Origin of the sequence: Nocardia caishijiensis NBRC 108228 (assembly GCF_001612825.1) — a bacterium.
Taxonomy (GTDB): Bacteria; Actinomycetota; Actinomycetes; order Mycobacteriales; family Mycobacteriaceae; genus Nocardia; species Nocardia caishijiensis.
Genome location: NZ_BDBE01000023.1, coordinates 14,887 through 36,678 on the forward strand (window position 1 = coordinate 14,887; position 21,792 = coordinate 36,678).

At 69.4% G+C, this 21,792-nt stretch carries 17 protein-coding genes; 12 read left to right on the forward strand and 5 right to left on the reverse strand.

Annotated features, from left to right (window positions below):
* Window positions 1–71: 71 nt before the first annotated feature.
* The 4 genes from mfd (at window position 72) to NC7_RS06380 (ending at window position 5,660) form a co-directional block, all read left to right on the forward strand.
* Complete coding sequence (gene mfd / locus NC7_RS06365; RefSeq protein WP_067980199.1) at window positions 72–3,680, forward strand: transcription-repair coupling factor; 3,609 nt, start codon at window positions 72–74, stop codon at window positions 3,678–3,680.
* Window positions 3,677–4,378 carry a nucleoside triphosphate pyrophosphohydrolase gene (locus tag NC7_RS06370; RefSeq protein ID WP_067980202.1) on the forward strand — a complete coding sequence of 234 codons (702 nt, stop codon included), beginning with the start codon at window positions 3,677–3,679 and terminating at the stop codon, window positions 4,376–4,378. Before mfd ends, NC7_RS06370 begins: the two co-directional genes overlap by 4 nt.
* 201 nt (window positions 4,379–4,579) lie before the next feature.
* Window positions 4,580–5,059: a pyridoxamine 5'-phosphate oxidase family protein gene (locus tag NC7_RS06375; RefSeq protein ID WP_067980205.1), complete on the forward strand. Its 480-nt coding sequence runs from the start codon at window positions 4,580–4,582 to the stop codon at window positions 5,057–5,059.
* Between the two features lie 25 nt (window positions 5,060–5,084).
* Window positions 5,085–5,660, forward strand: a complete 576-nt coding sequence (locus NC7_RS06380; protein ID WP_067485544.1) for a TerD family protein — start codon at window positions 5,085–5,087, stop codon at window positions 5,658–5,660.
* Between the two features lie 45 nt (window positions 5,661–5,705).
* Here NC7_RS06380 and NC7_RS06385 read toward each other — a convergent pair whose 3' ends face one another.
* The 5 genes from NC7_RS06385 to NC7_RS06405 form a co-directional block, all read right to left on the reverse strand.
* A complete protein-coding gene (locus tag NC7_RS06385; protein WP_067980208.1) occupies window positions 5,706–7,097 on the reverse strand; it encodes an MATE family efflux transporter in 1,392 nt (463 codons plus the stop codon).
* Window positions 7,098–7,203: 106 nt separating this feature from the next.
* Window positions 7,204–8,238 carry a PLP-dependent cysteine synthase family protein gene (locus NC7_RS06390; RefSeq protein WP_067980430.1) on the reverse strand — a complete coding sequence of 345 codons (1,035 nt, stop codon included), beginning with the start codon at window positions 8,236–8,238 and terminating at the stop codon, window positions 7,204–7,206.
* A 25-nt stretch (window positions 8,239–8,263) separates the two neighbouring features.
* Window positions 8,264–9,694 (reverse strand): alanine racemase, encoded by a 1,431-nt coding sequence (locus NC7_RS06395; RefSeq protein WP_201449836.1) that lies wholly within the window; start codon window positions 9,692–9,694, stop codon window positions 8,264–8,266.
* Complete coding sequence (locus tag NC7_RS06400; RefSeq protein WP_067980210.1) at window positions 9,685–10,695, reverse strand: ornithine cyclodeaminase; 1,011 nt, start codon at window positions 10,693–10,695, stop codon at window positions 9,685–9,687. Before NC7_RS06400 ends, NC7_RS06395 begins: the two co-directional genes overlap by 10 nt.
* Window positions 10,667–11,782 carry a TauD/TfdA family dioxygenase gene (locus NC7_RS06405; protein WP_067980213.1) on the reverse strand — a complete coding sequence of 372 codons (1,116 nt, stop codon included), beginning with the start codon at window positions 11,780–11,782 and terminating at the stop codon, window positions 10,667–10,669. The genes NC7_RS06400 and NC7_RS06405 overlap by 29 nt, the downstream gene beginning before the upstream one ends.
* A 301-nt stretch (window positions 11,783–12,083) precedes the next feature.
* On the opposite strand from NC7_RS06405, the gene NC7_RS06410 reads away from it, so the two are divergent.
* The 8 genes from NC7_RS06410 to NC7_RS06450 all read left to right on the forward strand — a co-directional run bounded on the left by NC7_RS06410 (window position 12,084) and on the right by NC7_RS06450 (window position 21,730).
* Window positions 12,084–13,592 carry an ABC transporter substrate-binding protein gene (locus NC7_RS06410; protein WP_067980215.1) on the forward strand — a complete coding sequence of 503 codons (1,509 nt, stop codon included), beginning with the start codon at window positions 12,084–12,086 and terminating at the stop codon, window positions 13,590–13,592.
* Window positions 13,589–14,527, forward strand: a complete 939-nt coding sequence (locus NC7_RS06415; protein ID WP_084458064.1) for an ABC transporter permease — start codon at window positions 13,589–13,591, stop codon at window positions 14,525–14,527. The genes NC7_RS06410 and NC7_RS06415 overlap by 4 nt, the downstream gene beginning before the upstream one ends.
* A 50-nt stretch (window positions 14,528–14,577) precedes the next feature.
* Entirely contained in the window at window positions 14,578–17,211 is a 2,634-nt protein-coding gene (locus NC7_RS29795; RefSeq protein WP_236573095.1) for an ABC transporter ATP-binding protein/permease, read from the forward strand.
* Between the two features lie 66 nt (window positions 17,212–17,277).
* Window positions 17,278–18,411: a hypothetical protein gene (locus NC7_RS06430; RefSeq protein ID WP_157101859.1), complete on the forward strand. Its 1,134-nt coding sequence runs from the start codon at window positions 17,278–17,280 to the stop codon at window positions 18,409–18,411.
* 67 nt (window positions 18,412–18,478) lie between these two features.
* Complete coding sequence (locus tag NC7_RS06435) at window positions 18,479–19,189, forward strand: lytic transglycosylase domain-containing protein (RefSeq protein WP_067980221.1); 711 nt, start codon at window positions 18,479–18,481, stop codon at window positions 19,187–19,189.
* Window positions 19,190–19,304: 115 nt separating this feature from the next.
* Complete coding sequence (gene eno, locus NC7_RS06440; protein ID WP_067980225.1) at window positions 19,305–20,591, forward strand: phosphopyruvate hydratase; 1,287 nt, start codon at window positions 19,305–19,307, stop codon at window positions 20,589–20,591.
* 44 nt (window positions 20,592–20,635) lie between these two features.
* Window positions 20,636–21,208, forward strand: a complete 573-nt coding sequence (locus NC7_RS06445) for an FtsB family cell division protein (RefSeq protein ID WP_067485556.1) — start codon at window positions 20,636–20,638, stop codon at window positions 21,206–21,208.
* A complete protein-coding gene (locus tag NC7_RS06450; protein WP_067980229.1) occupies window positions 21,209–21,730 on the forward strand; it encodes a DUF501 domain-containing protein in 522 nt (173 codons plus the stop codon).
* Window positions 21,731–21,792: the final 62 nt, after the last annotated feature.

The window sequence follows — 21,792 nt, forward strand, 5'->3', positions numbered from 1 at the left end:
GATGTCGGAGCCGGTGACTAGACTTCGTTACGTCCTCCTCGACCATCCCGTCTGCGCATTCAGGAGCGTTCATGTCCTCCCTTCGTCCCCCGCTCGCCGGTCTGGTCGAGGCGGCTGGGGGTGATGCCGCGCTGCGGACGGTGGCCGATCTGGTGGGCAAGTCCGGGGTGGAGCTGGTGGCCCCCTCGGCGGTACGGGCGTTCGTCGCGAGCACCGTGGCCGCCCAGCGGCCGCTGGTCGTCGTCACGGCGACCGGCCGTGAGGCCGACGACCTGACCGTCGAGCTGGCCGAGATGCTCGGCGCCTCGGTGGCGATGTTCCCGTCCTGGGAGACGCTGCCGCACGAACGCCTCTCGCCGGGCGCCGACACGGTCGGACGCAGGATGGAGGTGCTGCGCAGGCTGGCCAACCCCGATGATCCCGTCTACCCGGAACCGCTGCGCGTGGTGGTCACCACGGTCCGGTCGCTGATGCAGCCGATGACGGCGGGCCTCGGCGATATCGACCCCATCGTGTTGCGGGTCGGTGAGGACCACGATTTCGAGGCCCTGCTCGCGCGGCTGGTCGAGTTCGCCTACACCCGCGTCGACATGGTCGGCAAGCGTGGCGAGTTCGCGGTGCGCGGCGGCATCCTCGACCTGTTCCCGCCGACGGCGGATCATCCTGTGCGCGTGGAGTTCTGGGGTGACGAGGTCACCGAACTCCGCCCGTTCTCGGTGGCCGATCAGCGCTCCATCGACGATCTCGGCGTCGAGGTGGTGGTGGCCCAGCCGTGCCGGGAGCTGCTGCTCACCGAGCCGGTACGGGAACGTGCCGCCGCGGTGGCGGTCGACAATGCCGCCGACGCCGCGCTGGTCGAGATGCTCGACAAGATCGCCGAGGGCATCCCCGTCGACGGCATGGAGGCGCTGCTTCCCGTCCTGGCCCCCGGCCAGCTCAGCCTGCTCACCGAGTCCCTGCCCGAGGGCACCCACCTGGTGCTGTGCGACCCGGAGAAGATCCGCACCCGCGCGGCCGACCTGGTGCGCACCGGCGAGGAATTCCTCGAGGCATCCTGGACGGCGGCTTCCTTCGGCAGCGATGCCCCGCTGGGCGCGCACGGCCTCGACCTGGCCGCCTCCGGCTACCGTTCGCTGCCCGAACTGCGCGGCAGCGCGGACGAACTCGGCCTGCCCTGGTGGACGCTGAGCCCACTCAGCTCCGGCGACCCGGTCGAGGTGAACCTGCCGGTGCTCGCGGGGCCGACCGCACGCGGGTCGGAGGAACTGGTCGCGACCATCTTCGCCTCGCTGCGCGCGCACGTGGCGACCGGTGGGCGCGCCGTCGTCGTTGTCACCGGGCACGGCACCGCCCAGCGCGTGCTGGAGCGCCTCGGTGAGGCCGAGGTGCCCGCCGCGCTGCTGCCGCCCGGTGCGGTGCCGGAGCCGGGTGTGGTCGGTGTGCTGTGCGGTTCGCTGCACGACGGCGTGATCTTCGACGACGCGGGCCTGGTCGTCGTCGCCGAGTCCGACCTCACCGGCAACCGGGTCACCGCCCCGACCGAGGGCAAACGGCTGCCCGCCAAGCGTCGCAACCAGGTCGACCCGCTCGCGCTGTCGGCCGGTGACATGGTCGTGCACGACCAGCACGGCATCGGCCGGTTCGTCGAGATGATCGAGCGCACCGTCGGCGGTGCCCGCCGCGAATACCTGGTGATCGAGTACGCGCCGAGCAAGCGCGGTCAGCCCGGCGACCGGTTGTTCGTGCCGATGGAGTCGCTCGACCAGCTCTCCCGCTATGTCGGTGGCGAGCTGCCGAGCCTGTCCAAGCTCGGCGGTTCGGACTGGGCCAACACGAAACGTAAGGCGCGCAAGGCCGTTCGCGAGATCGCGGGCGAGCTGGTGCAGCTCTACGCCGCCCGTCAGGCCGCGCCGGGACACGCCTTCGGCCCGGACACCCCGTGGCAGCAGGAAATGGAGGACGCCTTCGCGTTCACCGAGACCGTCGACCAGATGACCGCCATCACCGACGTGAAAGCCGACATGGAGAAGCCGGTCCCGATGGACCGGGTGGTCTGCGGCGACGTCGGCTACGGCAAGACCGAGATCGCCGTTCGTGCGGCATTCAAGGCGGTGCAGGACGGCAAGCAGGTGGTGGTCCTCGTCCCGACCACCCTGCTGGCCCAGCAGCACCTGCAGACCTTCACCGAGCGGGTCGCGGGGTTCCCGGTGACGGTGAAGGGCCTGTCGCGCTTCACCGACGCGGCCGAGTCCAAGGAGATCATGGCCGGAATGGCCGACGGGTCGGTCGACATCGTGGTCGGCACCCACCGCCTGCTGCAGACCGGCGTGCGCTGGAAAGACCTCGGCCTGGTGATCGTCGACGAGGAACAGCGCTTCGGTGTGGAACACAAGGAGCACATCAAGGCGCTGCGCACCCACGTCGACGTGCTCACCATGTCGGCCACCCCGATCCCGCGCACCCTGGAGATGAGTCTGGCCGGCATCCGCGAGATGTCGACCATCCTCACCCCGCCCGAGGAACGTCACCCGGTGCTCACCTACGTGGGCGCCTACAACGACAAGCAGGTCACCGCCGCCATCCGCCGCGAGCTGATGCGCGACGGCCAGGTGTTCTACGTCCACAATCGGGTGTCCTCGATCGACAAGGCCGCCAAGAAGATTCGCGATCTGGTGCCCGAGGCGCGGGTGGTCGTCGCGCACGGGCAGATGAACGAGGACCAGCTCGAACGCACCGTGCAGGGCTTCTGGCAGCGCGAATACGACGTGCTGGTGTGTACGACGATCATCGAGACCGGTCTCGACATCTCCAACGCCAACACCCTGATCGTGGAACGCGCCGACTCCCTCGGCCTGTCGCAGCTGCACCAGTTGCGCGGCCGGGTCGGCCGTTCGCGCGAGCGCGGGTACGCCTACTTCCTGTACCCGCCGGAGAAGCCGCTCACCGAGACCGCCTACGACCGGTTGGCGACCATCGCCCAGAACTCCGATCTCGGCGCCGGTATGGCGGTGGCGATGAAAGACCTCGAGATCCGTGGCGCGGGCAATGTGCTCGGTGCCGAACAGTCCGGTCACGTGGCCGGTGTCGGTTTCGACCTGTACGTGCGCCTGGTCGGTGAGGCCGTCGAGGCCTACCGGGCGGCGGCCGACGGCAAACCGATCGTCACCGAGGAGACCAAGGAGGTGCGCATCGACCTGCCGGTGGACGCGCACATCCCGCCCGACTACATCGCCAGCGACCGGCTGCGACTCGAGGCGTACCGCAAACTCGCCTCCGCACAGGACGATTCGGCGCTGGCCGCCGTCGTCGAGGAACTCGTCGACCGGTACGGGCCGGTGCCGGTGGAGGTCGGCAGGTTGGTGTCGGTGGCCAAGCTGCGGCTGCTGGCGCGCGAGTACGACGTATCCGAGATCGTGGTCACCGGTTCGACCCTGAAGATCGCCCCGCTGAACCTGCCCGACTCGAAACAGTTGCGGCTCAAGCGGATCTACCCCAGTGCCACGTACCGCGCGGCCAGCGGGCTCGTGCAGCTGCCGTTGCCGCGCGTCACCGACAGCGTCGGCGCCGACCGGGTGCGCGATGTCGCGGTGCTGCAATACGTCGCCGACCTGCTGCTGGTCCTCGACGGCAAACCGCAGGGCATGGTCGATCTCTCGGTGGCCACCGAGGCGAGCGTATGAGCGAGGCACAGGAAGCGGCCGACACCGCCGTGGTCGCCGCGGGCCTGGCCGAGGCCGTGCGGGTGATGGACCGGCTGTGGCACTTCGGCGGCTGGGAAACCACCCAGACCCACGACTCACTGCGCCCCTACCTGCTCGAGGAGACCTACGAACTGCTCGACGCCATCGGCTCCGGCGACTACGAGACCATCAAGGAGGAACTGGGCGACCTGCTGCTGCAGGTGCTGTTCCACTCCCGGATCGCCGAGGCCGCAGGCGAATTCACGGTCGACGAGGTGGCCGCCGCGCTGGTCGACAAACTCGTCCACCGCAGCCCCCACCTGATCGAAGCCGACCTACCGCCCGGAATCTCCGTGGCCGAGAAGATCGCGGCGCAGGAAAAGGCTTGGGAGGAACGCAAATCCGAGGAGAAGTCGAGGCGCTCCTGCCTCGACGGCATCGCCATGGCCCAGCCAGCGCTCGCCCTGGCCGAGAAGATCCGATCCCGCGCCGCCCGCGCGGGCCTACCGGACGACCTCGTCCCCGCCACCCTGCGCACAGTCGACCTCGGTGGTCCGGATTCCGCCGAGGAGCGCCTGCGCAAGGCCACTCTCGACTTCGCCGCGGCCATCCGTGCGGCCGAGGACGCGGCAGAAACGGCGCGTACGGAGCGGTTACCGCTCACCGCCGACGACTGGCGTGGCCACTGGCCGCGCTGACCACAGGTGACGCCGCGAGACCGGTTCCGGCGCACCAGCGAAGAGGGTGTCAGTTACCTGATGGCTAACGATCTTGGTCGGGTGAATGCCCGATGATCGCTGCCGAGACGTTAGCGGCAAGTGGCACAGCGCTTTAGACTCGGTGGCGAGCTCGTGGCCCGCAGCGGGCGGGGCTGTCCGACGATCGTCGAGGTGAGGTAGATGGCTACAGAAGTCGATCCGGTGGAAAACGACGCGTTGACGGACCATCCCGAACTCGACGTGTTGCCGGTGTGGCCGCAGGAAACCATCGCGGTCTTCGTCACCACCGACAGCGGTCCGCACGCCATTCCCGTGTCCTGGCCGGTCCGTGCGGGTGACCGCCGGATCTTCATCAGCCTGCGCACCAATCGCGGGTCGCTGGCCCGGTTGCGGGAGCGGCCCGAGGTGGCGTTGTTGATTCTCGGTGGCGGCAATGTGGCGCTGTCGGCCAGGGGCCGGGCGAGTGTGATCGTCGAGCAGATGCCCGACGCCGAGGACTACGCCGCGGTGCGGATCGACGTCGATGTGATCGACGACCACCGTCAGTCGGCCTTCGCGGTGGACCGGGGTATCCAGCGGACGGTGCTCGACGACACCGAACTGCGCGCCCTGGAGGGCCGTGTCGAGACCTTGCGCGCCTGGGCCGAGCAGCAGCACTGAACACGATCAGGACAGAAGGGTTTTCATGAGCGTCTCACTCGCCAAGGGCGGCAATGTCTCGCTGTCGAAGCAGACCGACAACCTCACCAAGGTCGCGGTCGGCCTCGGCTGGGATGTGCGCACCACCACCGGCGCCGACCACGATCTCGATGCCAGTGCGTTGGCGACCGGGGCCAACCTGAAGGTGCTCTCGGACCAGCATTTCGTCTTCTACAACAACCTGCGTTCGCCCGAGGGCACCATCGAGCACACCGGCGACAACCTGACCGGTGAGGGCGACGGTGACGACGAGGTGATCAACGTCGACTTGGCCGCCACGCCGCCGTCGATCACGAACATCTTCTTCCCCGTGTCGATCCACGACGCGCAGGCGCGTGGGCAGTCCTTCGGTCAGATCCGCAATGCCTACATCCGGGTCACCGACGCCAACACCGGGGTGGAGCTGGCCCGCTACGACCTGTCCGAGGACGCGTCCACCGAGACCGCGATGGTCTTCGGTGAGCTGTACCGGCACAATAACGAGTGGAAGTTCCGGGCCATCGGGCAGGGATACGCGTCGGGTCTCGCGGGGATCGCCCGCGATTACGGCGTCAACATCTGACGGTCTGTGCGACGAGCGGGCGGCGGTCGTCGGACCGCCGCCCGGTCATCCTGCCTGGGTCGCGTGGACGCGGGGGAGCGGAGTCGCGTCGGCCTGGTCGAGCAGGCTGAAGTACTTGCGCAACATCAGGGCGGCCGTGGTGGCCAGGCCCGCCGTGAGGCCCCACCAGACACCCGCCGCGCCGAGGTGCAGGGGGAACGCGAACAGCAGGGCAGCGGGGATGCCGATGCCCCAGTAGCCGACGAGCGAGAGCCGGAAGCCCGCCGAGGTCTCCTTCAGGCCGCGCAGCAAGCCCGTACCGATGTTCTGGGCGGCGTCGAAGAACTGCAGCACGATGCCGATGAGCAGCAGGGTGTGGGCGATGTCGACGGTCGCGGTGTCGGAGGTGTCGAGGAAGGGCGCGAGCACCAGGTCGGGGGCGAGGACGTAGACCGCGCCGGTGACGAGGGCGAGCACGCCCGCATGACGCACCGCGAGCCAGGCGAGCGACCTGGCGTGGCTGTACTCGTCGCGTCCGACGGCATGACTGACCAGGATCGACGCACCGTGCGAAAGGCCGATCGCGACCTGGAACACGATGTAGATGATCTGGTAGACGACATTGTGGGCGGCCAGCGCGGCCGGTCCGAAACTGCCCATCACCAGCGCGAGCACGGAGAACATGCCCGCTTCGGAACCGTAGGTCAAGGCGATGGGGGTGCCGAGGCGCAGTTCCTCGCGCACGGTCGCCCAGCGCACCGGCCACGGGGTGCGCGGCAAGGTGGCGCCGAGCTGTTCGTCGTGGCGCACCATTGCCCAGAACACGCCGAAGGTGATGAGGAAGACCAGCGAGGTGGCGATACCGACACCGGTCAGGCCGAACGCGGGCAGACCCGCCAACCCGTGGATGAAGGCGAGCGCGAGCACCAGGTTCAGCGCGACCGAACCCAGCGTCACCATCAGCAGCGCCTGCGGCCGCTGCATCCCGACGGTGTACTGACGCAACACCTGGAACCACAGGCACGGCAGCAGACCGGGCGCCAGCGCGATCATCATCGGTCGGGCCAGGTCGAGCACGGCCGTGTCCTGCCCGAGCCACGACAGCGCCCAGCCCAGACCGATCAGCACGGCTCCGCCGAGCAGACCGGCGATGGTGGCGATGACGAACGCCGCGCGCACCACCGCGCGCACCTCGTCGTCGGCCGACTCACCACGCTTGCCCGCCGCACCGAGGGCGCCCGCGATCTGGTTGCCGGTGCCGGTGATCAGGCCGACACACATGGTGCGGATCTGGTTGAACAGCACCAACGCCAAGCCACCCGCCGCGACCTGGGCGACACCGAGCGTGCCCATCAGCACGAGATTGGTGGTCGACACCGCGATCTGGGCCAGTTGGGTCAACGCGATCGGCGTCGCCAGCTTGGCCAGCGCGCGGTTGTCGGCTCGCGTCTCGCTCACCGACGCACCCCGCCGCGGTGCGCGCGTGCGCCGCTCCGCGGCTGGTCACCCCGCCTGCTCAGCGGCGGCGTGCGGTGGTCGGACTGTCGGCGTGGCGCGATCGCGCTCACCTGACCTCCATCAGTTCGTCGTGGCGCCGCAGCGGCGAGTACCGGCGCAGCAGGGTGGTGACCTCGCATTCGGCCGCCGGGTCGAGCAACTCGCGCGCGCTCATCCAGTCGTCGTCGAACACGGTGTCCAAGTACTTCTCGCCACCGTCGCACACGATGGTGACGACGGTGGAACCGGCCGGGAATTCCTCGAGCCGGGCCAGAGCATTGTGCACCGAACCGCCCGCGGAACCACCGATCAACAGCCCGTGTGTCCTGGCGACGGCGCGGGCGGTGGCGAAGGCGTCCACATCGCTCACCTTCACCCCCTCGTCGAGCAGGCTGTAGTCGACCGCCGTGCCGATGGTCGCGCCCGGCGGGGTGCCGGTGCCCGATTGCCAGTACGGGCCGCCCTCGCCGCCGAAGGCGATGGACCCGACCGGCTCCACCCCGATCACCTTCGGCACGCAGCCGAGTTCGCGCAGGCGGGTGGCGGTGCCGAACAGCGACCCGCCGGTGCCGACCGCCGACAGCAGGATGTCGACCCGCTCCACGTCGGCCAGCAATTCCTCAGCGACCGCGTAGTAGCCGACGGCGTTGGCGTCGTTGTTGTGCTGTTCGGTGAAGAAGGCGTCGTCGCGGGCGGCGGCCATCGCCTCGGCGAGGTCCTCCCGTGCCGAGGTGGCCAGTTCGTCGTCACCGTCGTCGGCGACGAACACCAGGTCGGTGCCCATGGCCTTCATCGCGCGCAGTTTGTCCTTACAGGCGTGGTTGTCGACCACGGCGGTGAACCGATAGCCACGTTCGGCCGCGACCACCGCCAAGCCGAGCCCGGTATTGCCGGACGTAGATTCGATGATATGCCCGCCATCGCGCAGCAAACCACGCCGCTCGGCGTCGTCGACCATCGACCGGGCCATTCTGATCTTGGCGGCGCCGGTGGGGTTGAACTGTTCGAGCTTGAGCAGCAGGCGGGTGCCGGTGTCGGTGACGGCCAGCTCGAACAGGGGTGTGCGGCCGATCAGATCCGTCACGCGCGTGACGAGAGCCATGGGGTGTTCCTCCATCGGAAGTGGATCAGCGGGAAGTGGCGTCGAGCGTCCAGCGCAGCCGGTCGGCGCGCTCGCGCAGCACGACCTTGGGCGGCAGGGGGAGTTCGTGGAACGGTGATTCGTTGGAGTCCATCTGATACCCGGCGGTGTTCGGGTAGATCAGCAGGTCGCCGACGCGGGCGCGGCGGGGCAGCGGGATACGCCGCCTGCTGAGCAGGTCGGATTCCAAACAGGTGGTTGCCCCGACACAGGTGGGTGTGGTGTCGCCGGGTCGGTGCGGCCACAGCACCGGGTCGGGCAGGTATTCGCTGTCGAACCACTGTTCGGAGAGGCTGAGGCTGGTGCCGTCGACGGTGAGGATGTCGTACGGGTTGCCCTCGGCGGCCCGGGTTTTCACGCCTTGGACGCGGAAGACGGAGCTGCCCGCGCGATCGAGCAGGGCTCGACCCGGTTCGACTGCCACGCGAATACTGTTCTCGCGCAACACAGCTGCGAGATCGTTGTGTGTGAGGACGGTGGTGAGCATGGCCGCACCGGGCGTCGGGAAGTGGTAGGGGTAGTAGTCGCCGGACGGCGCTGATCCGTGGAACCACTTGGCGCTGAGCGCTTCCCGGAACCGGGCCCAGGACACGGCGTCGAGATAGTCCACACCGAAGCCACCGCCGATCGAGATGGTGTCGGCCGGGTGGCCATCGGACCGCGCCCGCAGACAGTGGCCGACCAGTTCGACGGCCTGTTCGGCGCGGGCGGTCGCGTCGTACCCGGACAGATGGAAACTGAAGCCGCACAGGGTGATCGGTCCGTTCGGCGCGATGGTCCGCACGGCCTGCTCCAGCTCCGGGCGAGTCAGACCGAACCGGCTCGTCGACCCCTCCGGCAGCACCCGCAGCAGAACGCGCGCGGGCACACCGAGCGCGGCCACCCGGTCGAGTTCATCGACGGCGTCGACCGCGATCAGCGCCCGGTGGCGTGCCGCCAGCCACAACAGCTCGTCGGACTTGGCGGGCCCGGTGATCATCAGATCCGCACCGCGCACCCCCTGCGCCAGCGCCGCGACCAACTCACCGGTGCTCGCCACATCCACCCCGGCGCCCGCCTCGGCGCAGGCGCGCACCACACACGCCGCCTTGTTCGCCTTCTTCCCGAAGTAGACGAACCCGTCGACACCCGTGTCGGTGAGCGCGGCCTGGAATGCTCTGACATTCCGCGAGACCCGTTCCGGAAACAACACATGGAACGGCCCGGCTACGGCTTCGGCGATGTCATCGAGCAGTTGTGGATCGGCGAGCAGGCGTTGCTCCACCTCGTCGGTGTGGGCTCGCAGCGGTGGCGAGCAATGGGTGGGCAGGTCGACCGCGCCGACGCCGTCGGGAGCCCTGACGTCGGTGTCCTCGACGCGGTCGCTCGACGGTCGCGAGGTCGGATCGGCGCCCGGGTTCGTCGCGGCTAGTCCCACAGGGGCACCTCCGTCCCGCGCCCCTCCGCGATCGCCCGCGCCGCCAGCGCATGGGCGACGGCGATATCGGTGAGCACCAGCCCGCTGTTGTAGACGAAGATCTTCTCGTCGTCGGAGCGGCGGGCCGTCGCCGCGCGGGTGAGGATCTGGGGGAGTTCGGCGTCCACCGAGCGCAGTGTGCCGTCGGGTCCGGCCATGTCGGTGCCGGTCAACGCCATCTGCGCCGCACTGGTCGCCACCACCCGGTCGGCATCGACCAGCGTCGACGGGGCGAGCCCGTAGCCGACGAGCACCGCGACGGAACCCGTTGCCAGATGCGAGGATTCGAGCGCCACCTCGGTGCCGGGACCGGCCGTCGCCAGCACCACGTCTGCCGTGGGGGCCGCCGCGTACGGATCGTCGACCTGTTCGAGCACCGCGTGCGGCACCTCTGCGGCCAACTGTGCGTGCACTGCCGCCAGCCCTTCGGCATGGGTGCCGTACACCATCAACTTGCGCAGCTGCGGGTTCGCCGCGAGCAGGTGTGGAAGTGCGTTGCGTCCCTGGGTGCCGGTGCCGATGAGCAGTGCGCTCTCGGCGCCACGGCGCACCGTCTCACGCACCAGCAGCGCCGACACCGCCGGTGTGCGCAACGCCCCGACCCGGGCGCAGTCCATCATCGCGATGGGTGCACCGGTGGTGTCGTCGTAGAGCGTGATGGTGGTGTAGTACCGCTTGGTGCTGCGGTCGTGTCCAGGATCGAACTTGTAGGACGTCTTCATCGCCACCACGCGCCTGCGGCCGTCACGGCCGAGCATCGCGTACGACACCGACGACCCGCCCGGATCGGCGACGCTCAGCTTGCGCGGATTGTCGGATTCGCCCGCGGCGAAGGCGAGGTAGGCCTCCTCGACGGCCCGCACCACCTCGGCGGGCGTGATCGGCACATCGGCCAGGTCGCTGCGGGAGAGTACACGCAGCCCGACGGTGCGGTCACGGTTGTTCAACGGATCCTCGTTCATCTGCCTCGTCCTGCCCTGCCGTCCGAACAGTGCGCGCGCGATACGGCGCGATCACCTCTTGCCCGTACCCATTCTCGGACGCTTCCTCGCTTCGTCGACGACGTTCGGGCAGGCGGATGTTGACGCGCTTGAGCCACCGATCGGTGCCGTCGTAGCGGGCGCGGAACGGCACCCGGCCGTGGACGGCCACGTCGTTGTCGACGAGCAGGAGCTCGCCGGGGGCGAGCGCGGGTGCGTGACACACGCGCGCCAGTTCGGCGGTGAGCCGGGCGTAGGCCGCGCGGAACACCGGGTCGGCATCGTCGAGCGGGGTATAAGCGGGGTCGTATCTGATGGTGTCGCAACCGTTTTCGTCGATCCAGACGGTCGGCAGCGGCGGTGCGTACGGACCGAAGTCGGTGCCGTAGGAGACATCGGGCAGGATCGGCACCGTCGGGGTGGCCAGGATGCGGCGGTCCTGCTCGTCGAGGTCGACCTCCCGGATCGAGGAGACGGTGGTTGCCACGCGATCCGGATTGCGCACACACGCCAGCATCAGCAGGTTGGCGCGTTCGGCGTGGAAGGCGTCCTCGGAGTGTGGACTCAGCAGCGTCGTGCTGCTCGCACCGGACTGTTCGTGTTCGTGTCCGGCGGCGGGCACGATGTTGTTGACCAGGCGCCCGTTCTGCTGGCCCAGCCAGCCGAAAAGGTCACCGGCACACCGCGCGAGCAGCAGCAGCGCGATGTCGAGTTCCAGCGAACCGTGGTGGCCGATCTCGCCCGCCTCGGCGGCCGCGCGCTGCCAATCCGGCGGTGTCGGTCCGAATTCGGCATCGCTGACGGGCAACCCGCGCACCACGGTCGCGCCCGCTGCGGTTGCGGGCGGCCGTACGGCGTGTCGCACGGATGCCGGAAGTTCGCCTGCGCGGCGATCGATCTCGGCCAGCAGGGCCGGGTCGTGCAATGTATCGGTGTGCTGTAGATCACTCGATTGATGTCGAATGTCGGCGGCGAGGCGGCGGACGGCCATGGCGGCGTCCGGCTCGAACTCGCGGTACTCGATGTCGTGCAGGTGAATCGATTGACGTTCGGAGAGAACGCTTTTCACCGGCCTTCCCTTCTTCGCATCGGTCGAACGCGGGTTTGAAGACTCGATGAGCGAAGGTAGTGCCTGGCAAGGGTTTAGGCAAGACTTACCTAACATGCTCTCATGGCAAATAGCTTATGGGTATGAGCGTGAGTTCTACCCGAAGTCGCTGGCAGCCGCCGAATCGGGGGCTGTGGACGGCGTGGCGGAACGGTCACGGTCGAAAGGAAGACCACCACCGCGCCGCTGTTTTAGGCTAGCCTCGCCTAGTTTGCGGCGCCCGGTGAAGGGGTTCGGCGCCCGCCGCTCGAGGAGGAACACCATGAGTCTCACACGCAGGCAGCTGTTGCAATCCGGCATCGGTCTCACCGCAGTGCTACTCGCCGCGGCGTGCACCAGCGGGGAAGAGTCGAACGGAACCGTCAAGCCGGGTGGCACGCTGCGCGTCGGCGCGCTCGGCACCGCCGCACGCAGCGAACGCGATCCGCACGCCAATCTCAGCAACGAGAGCGACTTCCTGATCGCCTCCCTCGTCTACGACGCGCTGACCGTCCCCGGCGACGACCCGAATGTCGTGCCGCGTCTGGCCTCGCGCTGGGAGGCCGACGCCGAGAACCGCCGCTGGACCTTCACCATCGCCCCCGGCGCCAAGTTCCACAACGGCGCGCCGGTCACCGCCGAGGACGTGGTGTGGTCGATGCGGCGGCTGCGCTCGGTGGGCGGGGCGTCGAAGATGCCGGTCGCCGAGAACGACATCGCCGCCGACGGGCCCGACCGCGTCGTTTTCACCGTGCCCGCGCCCAATACCCAACTGCCGCTGCTGCTTCGGCTGATGACCTTCACCGTCCCGCAGGGCACCACCGACTTCGCCGCCGCCGTCGGCTCCGGTCCGTTCCGGCTCGAGTCCTACCAGAACGGCAACGCTCGCCTGGTACGCAACGAGAACTGGCACGGCACCCCGCCGTCGCTGGATGCCATCGAGGTGACCATGTTCGACAGTGTCACCGCGCTCGGCAACGCGGTGCTCGGCGGTCAGATCGACCTCGCCTCCAATGTCGGTGCCATCGCGGGCCGCACCGCCGCCGGTCGCGGCGACCTGCAGGTGATCCGCCGCCCCGACGACACCATGCTCGGTGTCGCGATGCGCGCCGCCGACGGGCCGTTCGCCGACGCGCGGGTGCGCACCGCGTTGCGGCTCGGCGTGGACCGGGAGGCGCTGATCAACCAGGTGCACTCGGGGTTCGGCACGGTCGCCGCCGATGTGCTCGGCACCGCCGACCCGCTCTACGACACCTCGCTGCGCCGCAGTCGCGATATCGAGCGAGCGAAAACCCTGCTGCGCGAGGCGAATTTCGATACCGGCCGCAGCTACCCGTTCGTCACCAAGGCCGAGGTGCCCGGTGAGGTCGAGTCGGCGAAGGTGATCGCCACCCAGCTCGCCGAGATCGGTGTCCGCCTCGACGTGCAGACGGTCGAGTCGGCCGCGTTCTACGACCAGACCTGGTTGAACGCCCCGCTCTACACCGTGTCCTGGGGCACCAACGACTCGGTGCTCTTCCTGGCCGACAAGCTGATGACTTCCGGCTCCAACCGCAACGAAACCGCCTTTCGCGACCCGGAATTCGACGCCGCCAACGCCAAGGCGCTCGCCGCGACGGGCGACGAGTACGGCCGTGCGGTGCGCGAGTTGCAGCGCATCGAGTTCGAGCGCGGTGGCTACCTGGTGTGGGGCATGGCCGACGGTGTCGACATCGCCGCCGCGTCGGTGCGTGGGCTGCCGACCCTAGGCGGTTTCGCCCGCGTCCAACTGGAACGTGCCTGGTTGGCGTGAACGCCGTGAAAGCCTTCGCCCTGCCCGCGCTGCGCCGGGTCGTGCTGCTGGTGACTCTGTTGGCCATCGTGTTCGTCGCGGTGGACCTGTTGCCGGGCAGCGCGGCCCGGTCGGTGCTCGGCCGGGAGGCGGGTCAGGCCGAGCTCGCGGCCAAAGAGCACGAGCTCGGCCTGGATCGCGCGCTGCCGGTGCAGTTCTGGCAGTGGCTCTCCGGCGTGCTGACGGGAGATTTCGGGCGCACCGCCCGGGGGAATTCGATCGGTGACATGCTCGCCGACAAGTTCCCGCAGACCCTGCTGCTCGGCGGCATCGCCCTGTTGCTCACGGTGGTGTGCTCGCTCGGCCTCGGCTGCTGGTGGGCGATGCGGCCGAAGGCCCTGGGCTCGCGAATCCTGCAGCCCACCACCACCATCGCTGTCGCCGTGCCCGAATTCGTCTGCGGCACTGTGCTGATTCTGGTGTTCTCGCTGGCGACCGGCTGGTTGCCTGCCGTCACGATCACCGACCGCTCCGGCTTTCCGGCGGGCCCGGAGATGCTGGTCCTGCCGGTATTGGCGCTCGCGATTCCCCAGATCGGCTGGAACACCCGGGTGGTGCGGTCGGCGCTCGTCGATGTCGCCGCCGCACCACACGTGGAAAGTGCTGTACTGGAAGGGCTTCCGCGCCGAACCATCCTGCTCCGCCACATGGTGCCCTTCGCGGCTCCCACGATCGTCGCCGGGTACGCGACCTCGGTCGGCATGCTCTTCGGCGGCGCCCTGGTCGTCGAAACCCTCTTCAACTACCCCGGCGTCGGCGCCGTCCTCGCGGGCTCGGTGGCCGACCGCGACACCGCGACCGTCGCCGCCGTGGTCGCCCTCACCGCCATCGTCATCATGGTCCTCCTCGCCTGCGCCGACTTCGTCCGCACCTGGTCCACCCGGGGCGCCCGATGAGGGGGCTCGGCCGGAGCGCCTTGCGCCCGGCGTGGGGCTTCGGGGGAGTGGTGCGTTCGTGGCGGTGGGGTGCGGGTTTCGGGGTGGGGCTGGTGGTGTTGTGTGCGCTGGTCGGGCCGTTGTTCGCGCCGCACGGGGCCCAAGAGGCGGTGGGGATTCCGTTCACGGAGCCGGGTGGGGGCGCGGTGCTCGGCACCGATCGGCTCGGGCGCGATGTGTTCAGTCACCTGCTGACCGGGGGGACACAGCTGCTCGTGGTCTCGGCGGTGATCGCGGTGGCGGTGACCGTGTTGTCGGCGATGCTCGGCGCGGTCGCGGCGGTGCGGCCGCGCGCGGGTTCGGTGATCGAACTCGCGGGTGATCTCGTCATTCTCCTGCCCGCCGTGCTCGGCATCCTGCTGGTGCTCACCGCCTGGCCGCAGGGTGGGGTAGCGGCGTTGATCGTGGTGTCGCTGGTGTTCGGTGTGCCGTACTGCGCCCGGATCTTCGCCGCCTCCGCCGCGAGCATCGCCGCCACCGGCTACGTCGAGGCGGCGGTCGCGAGCGGGGAGTCGTTGCCCTACTTGATCTTCCGCGAGATCCTGCCCAATTTGCGTTCGGTCTTCACCACCCAGCTCGGCCTGCGTTTCGTTGTGGCCATCTACCTGGTGAGCACCGTCTCCTTCCTCGGTGTGCCCGCGCTCGGTTCCGACAACTGGGCGATCATGGTCCGCGACAACGCCGCCGGCATCCTCCTCAACCCCTGGTCGGTGCTGGCTCCCAGCGTTGCCATCGCGATCGTCGCCGTGGGGGTGAACCTGGTGGTGACCGCCGGATCCGCGCGTAACGGCGCCCGACGTCGGCGGACTCCCGCCGCCGATCGCACCGTGGTCGGCGGCGGCCCGGCACCGCTCGATGCCGAAGCGGCGGATGTGCGCGCGGCGGGCCGTGTGACGTCGCCCGAGACCTCGGCTCGGAACTCTGGTCCGGTGGTAGACGCCGGGGATGCGGCCGGTGGCGGCACGGTCGACTCGCCTCGTGCGGCCGACTCCGATGTGGGCGATGTGGCGGTGGTCGACGGGCTGACCGTGCTGAGTGACACCGGAGCGGTGTTGTTGGCGCCCTTGTCCTTCCGGTTGCGGGCAGGCACCGTGACGGCACTGACGGGCGCGTCCGGCGCTGGCAAGTCGACCGCGATGCGAGCGCTGCTCGGACACGCGCCCGCCGGAATGCGCTGCACGGGAACGGTGCTGGTCGCCGGGCACGATGTCTTCGCGCTCGATCCCGCCGCGTTGCGGGTGTTCCGGCGGGAACGCATCGCCTACGTCGGCCAGGACCCCGGTTCCGAACTGAACCCGCTGCTGCGGGTCCGCGCGCTCCTCGCCGAGGCCGCGCCGACCAGTTCCGCGGCCGAACGGCAGGCGATGCTCGACCGGGTCGGGCTCGACTCCGGCTTCCTGCGTCGCCGTGTCGGCCGCCTGTCCGGCGGTCAGCAACGCCGGGTCGCCCTGGCCCGCGCCCTCCTGCGCCGACCCACCGTCCTCGTCCTCGACGAACCCCTCGCCGGTCTGCACGGTGCGCTGCGCACCGAGATCGCCCGTCTCATCGCCGATCTCGCCGTCACCGACGCCAGCGCCGTCCTCCTCTCCGGTCACGACACCACCACCGTCCACGCCATCGCCGACACGGTGATCGAAGTCCATCCGCCCAGCGGGTACCCGTCGCGCCGGAGTCCGATATCGGTCGGCCCGTCGCCCACTGATGCCCAGCGCGATCAGCGGGCCCGAGGGGTCGCGGCGATCGAGGACACCACCGCCCCGCAGGACGACAGGCGAAAAGCCTTCGCCTCGATGGCGGAGGGCGACGAAGTCGCCGTGTCCATCGGCAAGGACACCAGCCTGCCCGCCGACCAGCGGCTTGGAGACGTTCGCTCCGCTGTCACCAGGCCGAACGGCAGCGCCGGTGAATCGGGAACCGCGCTGTCCGCCGGCGGAATCAGCGTCACCGTCGAGAACCATCGGATCCTGACCGACATCGACCTCGAGGTGCGAGCCGGTGCCGCGCTGGCGGTTGTCGGTCCGTCGGGAGCGGGGAAGACCACGCTGGCGCGGGTGATCGCGGGGTTGCAGGTCGGGACGGCGGGAGTCGTGGACGCGGGTGGTGTGCGCGCGTCGGTCGGGAAGCGGCGCCGGATCAGGGCGGGCGCCGGGGGGACTCAGTTGGTGACCCAGAACCCCTTGGCGGCGTTGAATCCGCGCCGATCCGTCGAGCAGACCCTGGTCCGGCCGCTGCGAAGGATCGCGCGGGTACCGAAATCGCGACTGCGGGAGCGGGTCGACGCCCTGCTCGCCGATGTGGATCTGCCCCCCGAACTGGCGGGTAGACGACCGCACGAACTGTCGGGCGGGCAGCGCCAGCGCGTCGCCCTGGCGCGGGCCCTGGCCGCCGACCCGGCGGTCCTGATCTGCGACGAGATCACCACCGCCCTCGACCAGCACACGGCCGCGGCCGTCATGGCCCTGCTCGACCGACTGCGCACCGAGCGCGGCACCGCTGTCCTGCTCATCAGCCACGACATGGCCCTGGTCGCCAGGCACTGCACCGACCTGCTGGTCCTCGACCACGGCGAGGTCGTCGAAAGAGGTGATCCCGCGACCGTTCTCGCCGCGCCGACGCATCGCGCCACGGCCGAACTGTTGGTGTAACGGCGCGGCGGCAGGAGTCGATCACATCGGGTTGTCCCCCAAGCGTTTTCAAGGAGACGAACCCCGATGATCCACCCCGCCCCTCCGCATGAGGGCGCTGTGCCGCCGAGCCTGCCACCGTCGACCGACATTCCGGTGGTGCGGCCGTGGGCGGAATCGTCTCCGAGTCCCGCGCCGGAACCGACCCCGGCGCGTCGCAGATCCCTGGTGATGCTCGCGATCGTCGCCGTCGTCGTATTGCTCACCGCCGCCGGAGCAGTCACGGGCTACTTCCTCACCCGGCCCGGCGAACCACGCATGGCCGTCGGCGATTGCGTGAGCCGGGACGAACTGCCCGTCGAATATGCCTGCGCCGACGACCCCGCCGTATACCGGGTGCTCGCCAGGGAACCGATGCAGCACCCGTTCGCGCTGGCCTGCATGAAATTCGAGAAGGCGACCCGCGCGGTGGCCGACCCGAGCCCCACCGACGGCGAAACCGTGCTGTGCCTGGAACCGACCGAGAAGAACGCGACCGACGCGGGCGGCCTCCGCCCCGGCGACTGCATCGATGTGCGCGAGTCCGGTAGCGAAATCGAACGCAGCACTTGCGGCTTCACCGGCGGACCGCACGTTGTGATCGCCACCGAGCTGCACGTCAAGGTCCCGGTCACCGATCGGGCCTGCGAATCCCACCCGGAAACCCGCGAAGCCTACGCCCAGTCGTCCCTGGGTGGCCGTGCCGTGGTGATCTGCACGAAACCCGCCGAGGACTCCGACTCGATGGCGGGAGCCTTTGTGGGCGAATGCGCTTCGAATGTGTCGATGAAGACGATCGCGTGCGCGCACCGGTCCGCCACGCACCGGGTGCTCTCGGTCCGGACCCAGTACACCGAACCGGCCGACCCGAAATGCGCGGAGGTCACCAACGCCAACGCGGCATCGGTCTCGCTCAACGACAACACCGACCTGCGCGTCGTCGTCTGCCTTGGGCCGATCGACCAGAACCACCTCGGATACGCCCGCCCCGGCGACTGCGTCACCGGTTACGCGGGCACCGCGGGCCTGCCGAAGCTGGTGAGCTGTGACGACAGCAGCGCCGACGGTCGCGTCACGTCCGTGTACGACGAAGCGAACATCGGTTGTTCGGCCGCCGAGGCGCGAATGTCACGCGAGGCGGGCGTGTCCCACGGCTCGACCATCTGCCTCGTCGCCACGTGAGAACTCTGAGAAGTCACTGTGAGATGTGCATGGTGGCGTGCTGATCTGGATGATTGGTTGAGTGTCTGTGCAGAAAGCCGGTGTCATCGTCGCCGTGGCGGTGACCGCGTTGCTCACGGGGTGCGGTTCGCTCGCGTCGATTCCCGGTGACATGCCGCCGGGACCAGGTGTGGCCCTGCCCGTCATCGATATCGATGCACCGGGCCGCGCCGCCACACAATTACGCGGCTGGGCCGACGAGCAGTCCGACGCGCTCGGCATCGCGCCCGTGGCCCTCGAGGCCTACGGCTATGCAGCGGCCGTGCTCGCCAGGTCGGCGCCCGAGTGCGGTATCGCCTGGACGACCATCGCGGGCATCGCCAGCGTGGAGAGCGGGCACGGCACCCACCGCGGCGCCGACGTGGACGACAGCGGAACCGTTCGTCCCGCGATCATCGGCGTCGCCCTCGACGGAACCAAGGGCAATGCGGTCATCCGCGACACCGACGGCGGCCGCCTCGACGGCGACACCACCTACGACCGGGCGGTCGGCCCGCTGCAGTTCATCCCCGAGACGTGGCAGCGCTGGGCGGTCGACGCCAACGGCGACGGCGTGCTCGACCCGCAGAACATCGATGACGCCGCCCTCACCGCCGCCCGCTACCTCTGCACCCGCGGCGGCAACCTGACCTCGGCCGACGGCTGGCAGCGTGCCCTGTTCGCCTACAACCAGTCGAACAAATACATGCAGGTCGTGCGGGACCGCGCCGCCGCCTACAGCATCGGGCGCCGCGCCTAGTCGCCACCTGCCCGGAGTGCCGGTTACTGCCTGCCACCGCGAGACGATAGGCTCGGCTGCGCACGGACCATCCCGTGAGACCTACCGTGCCTTTCCGTCGTAAGGAGTCGTTTTCGTGGCCATCATCGAACAGGTCGGAGCTCGCGAGATTCTGGATTCGCGCGGCAATCCCACTGTCGAGGTCGAGATCGCCCTCGACGACGGCACCCTGACCAGGGCAGACGTGCCGTCCGGCGCGTCCACCGGTGAGCACGAGGCCGTCGAGCTGCGCGACGGTGGCGACCGCTACAACGGCAAGGGTGTCACCAAGGCCGTCGAGGGTGTCCTCGACGAGATCGCGCCCGCCATCATCGGCCTCGACGCCGTCGAGCAGCGCACCGTCGACCAGGTCCTGCTGGATCTGGACGGCACCCCCGACAAGTCCCGCCTCGGCGCGAACGCCCTGCTCGGCGTGTCGCTGGCCGTGGCGCGCGGTGCCGCCGAGTCCTCGGGTCTCGAGCTGTTCCGCTACCTTGGCGGCCCGAACGCCCACGTGCTGCCCGTGCCGATGATGAACATCCTCAACGGTGGCGCGCACGCCGACACCGGTGTGGACGTGCAGGAATTCATGGTCGCCCCGATCGGCGCCCCCACCTTCCGCGAGGCGCTGCGCTGGGGCACCGAGGTGTACCACTCGCTCAAGGCCGTGCTCAAGGAGAAGGGCCTGTCCACCGGCCTGGGCGACGAGGGTGGCTTCGCCCCCGACGTCGCGGGCACCAAGGAAGCACTCGATCTGATCAGCCTGGCCATCCAGAAGGCGGGCTACAAGCTCGGCACCGATGTCGCGCTCGCGCTCGACGTGGCCGCCACCGAGTTCTACACCGCCGGTGAGGGTTACAAGTTCGAGGGCAAGGTCCGCTCGGCCGAGGAGATGGGTCAGTTCTACGAGGAACTGCTCACCCAGTACCCGCTGGTCTCCATCGAGGACCCGCTGTCGGAGGACGACTGGGACGGCTGGGTCGCGCTCACCGACGCCATCGGCGACAAGGTGCAGCTCGTCGGCGACGACCTGTTCGTCACCAACCCGGAGCGCCTGGAAGAGGGCATCGCCAAGGGCGCGGCCAACGCGCTCCTGGTGAAGGTCAACCAGATCGGCACCCTCACCGAGACCCTCGACGCGGTCGACCTGGCCCACCGCAACGGCTACAAGACCATGATGTCGCACCGTTCGGGCGAGACCGAGGACACCACCATCGCCGACCTCGCGGTCGCCGTCGGTTCCGGCCAGATCAAGACCGGCGCCCCCGCGCGGTCGGAGCGGGTCGCCAAGTACAACCAGCTGCTGCGCATCGAGGACGCCCTCGGTGATTCGGCACGCTACGCCGGTGACGTGGCCTTCCCGCGTTTCACCGGTGAGTTCTGACCGAGAAGTACCGCGGGACCTGGAGATGATGGGGTAGAGCGCCGATGACCGAGCGACGTGCGCGGGGGACCAGTCCGGGTGGACGAGGCGACCGGCGCACGTCGCGGGCCGCGCGCTCACGCCCCAGTCCGCTCGACACCCCCGGTCGTCCGACCGCCGCCAAACGCACCACCCGGCGGCGGCCGGAAACGGCCACCCGCAAGCCCAGCGGCAAGCTGGAACGCACCGAACACACGATCCTCGGCCTGTCCACCGGCAAGGCGGTGATCCTGGCCGCCGTGCTGTGCGGGCTGGCGCTCACCCTGGCCGTGCCGACGCGCACGTACTTCAGTCAGCGTGCCGAGGCGGCCGCGCTGGCCGAGGAACGCGCGGAACTCGACGCCGACCTGGCCGCGCTGCGCGATCGTCGTGCGCAGCAACAGGATCCGGCCTACATCCGCACCGAGGCCCGTGAACGGCTCCGGCTCGTGATGCCGGGCGAAACCCCGTACATCGTGCAGGTTCCCGGCATCGAGGCGCCTGCACCGCCGCCGATGAGTACCCGAACAGCGGAGCCCGACCCCTGGTACACCGACCTGTGGCGCAGCATCTCCGAACCAGCACCGGAAGGACCGTAGGTGACCGCACCGAACGAGCGCGACCTCGAGATCATCGCTCGGCAACTGGGCCGCGAGCCGCGCGGAGTCCTCGCGATCGCCTACCGCACCCCGGACGGTCTGCCCGCCGTGGTGAAGACCGCGCCGCGCCTGCCCGACGGCACCCCGTTCCCCACCCTGTACTACCTCACCGACCCCCGGCTCACCGCTGAGGCGAGCAGGCAGGAGTCGGCCGGGGTGATGCGCGAGATGACCGAACGCCTCGCCCACGACCCCGAACTGGCCGCCGCCTACCGGGCCGCACACGAGAGCTACCTGGCCGAGCGCAACGAGATCGAGTCGCTCGGAACGGATTTCACCGGTGGTGGAATGCCGGACCGGGTCAAGTGCCTGCACGTGCTGATCGCGCATTCGCTGGCCAAGGGGCCGGGGGTGAATCCGTTCGGTGACGAGTCGGTGGCGCTGGCCGCTGATGCCGGGCTGCGCGGGACCGCCGTCCCCGCCGACTGGCCGAGCCCGCGCCCCTCCGACGAAACGGCCTGATCGTCCTCGACCGGCCCGGTGACGGCGGCGAACAGGCATAATCGCGGACAGTGAACGGTCGA

Excerpts from the sequence above, each read along its gene's own strand:
- NC7_RS06410 (WP_067980215.1), top strand. The coding sequence starts at position 12,084 with ATGAGTCTCACACGCAGGCAGCTGTTGCAATCCGGCATCGGTCTCACC.
- NC7_RS06370 (WP_067980202.1), top strand. The coding sequence starts at position 3,677 with ATGAGCGAGGCACAGGAAGCGGCCGACACCGCCGTGGTCGCCGCGGGC.
- NC7_RS06380 (WP_067485544.1), top strand. The coding sequence starts at position 5,085 with ATGAGCGTCTCACTCGCCAAGGGCGGCAATGTCTCGCTGTCGAAGCAG.
- NC7_RS06375 (WP_067980205.1), top strand. The coding sequence starts at position 4,580 with ATGGCTACAGAAGTCGATCCGGTGGAAAACGACGCGTTGACGGACCAT.
- NC7_RS06390 (WP_067980430.1), bottom strand. The coding sequence starts at position 8,238 with ATGGCTCTCGTCACGCGCGTGACGGATCTGATCGGCCGCACACCCCTG.
- NC7_RS06430 (WP_157101859.1), top strand. The coding sequence starts at position 17,278 with ATGATCCACCCCGCCCCTCCGCATGAGGGCGCTGTGCCGCCGAGCCTG.
- NC7_RS06445 (WP_067485556.1), top strand. The coding sequence starts at position 20,636 with ATGACCGAGCGACGTGCGCGGGGGACCAGTCCGGGTGGACGAGGCGAC.
- NC7_RS06400 (WP_067980210.1), bottom strand. The coding sequence starts at position 10,695 with ATGAACGAGGATCCGTTGAACAACCGTGACCGCACCGTCGGGCTGCGT.
- mfd (WP_067980199.1), top strand. The coding sequence starts at position 72 with ATGTCCTCCCTTCGTCCCCCGCTCGCCGGTCTGGTCGAGGCGGCTGGG.